At 69.5% G+C, this 892-nt stretch carries 1 protein-coding gene; it reads right to left on the bottom strand.

All coding sequences use genetic code 11. The features are described from left to right. A partial coding sequence (locus tag HET64_RS38540) for an acyltransferase domain-containing protein (protein ID WP_215111868.1) occupies window positions 1–892 on the bottom strand: 892 nt, incomplete at both ends.

Below are 892 nucleotides of genomic sequence, written 5' to 3'. Positions count from 1 at the left end.
ACCTGCGTGGAGGGCCATGTCGACCAGAGCCGTGCCGGGGACGACGACGGTGCCGCGTACCTTGTGGTCCGCGAGCCACGACGACGGCGACAACCGCCCCGTGAGCACCGTGCTCTCCCCGTCCGCGCTCTCCCCGTTCGCGAGCCGGAGCAGCCCGCCCAACAACGGGTGCCCACTCGCCCCGACGCCGAGGCCGGCCGCGTTGCCACCGGTCCGGGCGAGCCAGTAGCTCTGTCGCTGGAAGGCGTAGCCGGGGAGGCTGCTGAGCTGTGTGGCGTGAGGTGTGGTGGGTGTCCGGCCGTGGACGTAGGCGGCGCCGAGCGCGGTGAGGACGGTGGTGGTCTCGTCGCGTCCGCGGCGCAGTGCTGCGGTGAAGGTGCCTTCCGCGGATTGCTGGGCCTGTGCGGTGAGGACGCCGTCGGGACCGAGTTCGATGTAGGTGGTGACGCCGCGTGTCTCCAGCTCCTGGACGGCCTGGTGGAAGCGCACGGCCTCACGGATCTGGGTGACCCAGTAGTCGGGGTCGGTCATCGGGAGGTCGGTGGCGACCGTCGGGACGATCGGGATCGTGGCCCTTTGGTAGGTCAGTTGCTCAGCCGTCGAGCGGAAGTCGTCGAGCATCGCGTCCATGTGGTGCGAGTGGAAAGCGTGGCTCACCGTGAGGTTCTTGGTCCTGCGGTCCGGGAACCGCGCGGCCACGTCCTCGGTGTTGTCGCCGGAGATGACGATCGAGCGGGGTCCGTTGATGGCGGCGATGCTGATGGTGTCGGTGAGGTGGGGGGTGATTTCTTCTTCGGTGGCTTCGATGGCGGTCATGGTGCCGGTGTGGGGGAGGGCGTCCATGAGGGTGGCGCGGGCGGTGACGAGTCGTGCGGCGTCGTCGAGGGTGAGG

This window comes from Streptomyces sp. McG3 (assembly GCF_018619185.1).
GTDB lineage: Bacteria > Actinomycetota > Actinomycetes > Streptomycetales > Streptomycetaceae > Streptomyces.
This window is presented reverse-complemented; position numbering and strand designations above follow the sequence as displayed.